Here is a 2,859-nt window from a genome sequence, read left to right as displayed (position 1 = left end):
ATATATATATTAAATCTAGTGTTTTTTTGATAATTTATTAATTTTGAAACTTTTACATAAAAATAAGTATTTTAAACAAATTAGGTAAGGTATTAAATGTTTTTTAGTTTTTCCTACCTTATGATATAATTTCTATGTTTGACAAAAATTAAATATATTTTAGGAGTGATTTTAGTGTTAGTTCCAAAATCAATTACTTGCTTACAAAACTATAGTAAGGAACAATTTTTTAAGGATTTTATAGCAGGAATTATTGTTGCTATTATTGCCTTACCCTTATCAATAGCTTTGGCTATAGCATCTGGAGTTTCTCCAGAACAGGGATTGTACACAGCAATTATAGGTGGATTTATAGTATCATTATTAGGTGGAAGTAGAGTTCAGATAGGTGGACCTACAGGTGCTTTTGTAGTTATTGTATATGGTATAATACAAAAATATGGAATTAGTGGATTGACAATAGCTACTATTATGGCAGGAATATTGTTAATACTTATGGGATTATTTAAATTAGGTGGATTATTAAAATATATTCCATATTCAATAACAGCAGGTTTCACTAGTGGAATAGCTGTAGTTATTTTTTCTACTCAAATAAAGGATTTATTAGGATTATCTATGAATAATGTACCATCTCAATTTTTAGAGAAATGGATATCTTATTTTAAGAATATAGGTACTGCAAATATCTCAGCTATAATTATAGCTACTTTAACCTTAGCTATAATAATTTTATGGCCTAAGGTTAATAAAAAAATACCTGGAACATTTATAGCAATTATAATAGTTACAATAATTACTTCAGTGTTTAACTTACAAGTTGAAACTATACAGAGTAAGTTTGGTGAATTATCTTCTTCATTACCAACATTAAGTATACCAAGAGTTAACTTAAATGTAATAAGTGATCTAGTTATGCCAGCTGTAACTATTGCAATTTTAGGAGGTGTAGAATCTCTCTTATCAGCAGTTGTAGCTGATGGAATGATTGGTGGAAAACACCGTTCAAATATGGAATTAATTGCTCAGGGAGTAGCTAATATTTTTTCAGGTGCTTTTGGAGGAATTCCGGTAACAGGAGCAATTGCAAGAACTGCAGCGAATGTTAGAAATGGAGGTAGAACTCCAATAGCAGGAATGGTTCATTCTATTGCTGTTTTATTTATTATGTTAATATTTATGCCCTATGTTAAACTTATACCAATGTCTGCATTAGCAGCTATACTAGTAGTAGTATCTTATAATATGGGAGAATGGGAAGCATTTGAAAAAATATTTAAAGCACCAAAAAGTGATGCTTTAGTACTTTTAGTAACTTTCTTTTTAACAGTATTTTTAAACTTAGTTGTAGCTATTGGAGTTGGAGTAGTATTATCTTCTTTCTTATTTATGAAGAAGATGGCAGAAATTGCAGATGTTAAATGTGTTTTAGATGATATAAATGATAATGAAGATAGTGATAAAATAAACAATATAAATTTACCAGATGGTGTGGTAGTATATGAAATAAGTGGACCATTTTTCTTTGGTGCAGCTAATAAATTTGTTTCTGCTATTAGAGAAATGGGTGCAACTCCAAAATTATTAATAATAAAAATGAGTAAAGTACCATTCATGGATGCAACAGCATATCATTCTTTTGAAATGTTATATGATATATGTGAAAAACAAGGTACTAGATTAATTATTTCAAATGTACAATCACAACCAATGAAAATGCTTAAAAAGTATGGATATATAAATAAGGTTGGAGAAGAAAATTTTTCTACAGAATCACATAAAGCTTTAATCAACTTTAATGAAGACATAGCTAGTTAAGTACATATTAGATATAACAAATTTAAAATTTCAAATTTAATAAAGTTTAATGACAATAATATTTAACAACACAAACTCTTAATATCTTAAATTAAGTATATTAAAAGTTTGTGTTGTTATTTTATTATTTAGGTAATTTTAATCGTTTAAAATCTAATATGATATTTCTAAGAAGTTTTCAATTTAAAGTTGATAAAGAGAATAAAAATATAAAAAGCTCCAAACAATAAAAGTAATATACAAAAATAAAGGAGGAAAAAGTTATGTATGAAAATATAGTACTAATGCACTGGATTTATGTATTTGTTATGTTTTTAGGTATATTATATTTTACATATCTTTTAATTAACAAAAGAGATATTCCTAATCATGAATATTTAATTGCTATTATAATTCCTATATGGTCAGCATTAGCGTATATGTCTATAGCTTTAGGGCAGGGAACTATAGAAATTAACGGAAGAATTTTATATTTTGCTAGATATTTAGATTGGATTGTAACTACACCGTTATTATTAACATCATTATCTCTTTCAGCAATGTTTAAAAGTAAAGTTAACAAATCTATTATAGCTTCTCTTATATTTGCAGATGTAATAATGATTATAACAGGAGGTATAGCTGATATTTCTATAAATAAAACAGTATCTTATATATGGTATTGGATTGGGATGGTGGCATTGGTTTATATAATTTATATTATATGGAATCCTTTGAAGAAACTAGCTTTTTCTAATTCTAAAAATGTAGGAGTTACTTATACTAGATTAGCCACATATTTAACTGTTTTTTGGATTTTATATCCTACTTTTTGGATTTTAAGTAAGTCTGGCATAGGAGTATTAGGAGCATGGGGTGAAGCAATGGCATTTATAATTATACCTATATTTTCAAAAGTAGGCTTTAGTATATTTGATTTATATAACTTAGGAAAGATAACAAATTAGATATATATAAGTTTAATATTAAAACAAAAACTTAATACATAATTTAATAAGCTATATTTTTTAGAATTTATTTCTAGAAATTATAGCTTACTGT

General features: G+C 26.3%; 2 protein-coding genes. Both read left to right on the top strand.

The features are described from left to right. Positions 1 to 174 precede the first annotated feature (174 nt). Positions 175 to 1,818, top strand: coding sequence for a SulP family inorganic anion transporter (locus GBZ86_RS14605; RefSeq protein WP_327445279.1), 1,644 nt, complete (start codon positions 175 to 177; stop codon positions 1,816 to 1,818). 263 nt (positions 1,819 to 2,081) lie between these two features. Beyond that, positions 2,082 to 2,765 carry a bacteriorhodopsin gene (locus GBZ86_RS14600; RefSeq protein WP_152891857.1) on the top strand — a complete coding sequence of 228 codons (684 nt, stop codon included), beginning with the start codon at positions 2,082 to 2,084 and terminating at the stop codon, positions 2,763 to 2,765. Positions 2,766 to 2,859 lie beyond the last annotated feature (94 nt).

It is taken from the genome of Clostridium tarantellae (assembly GCF_009295725.1).
GTDB lineage: Bacteria > Bacillota > Clostridia > Clostridiales > Clostridiaceae > Sarcina > Sarcina tarantellae.
The sequence above is the reverse complement of the archived record's forward strand: the minus strand, read 5'-3'. Positions and strand labels throughout refer to the sequence as shown.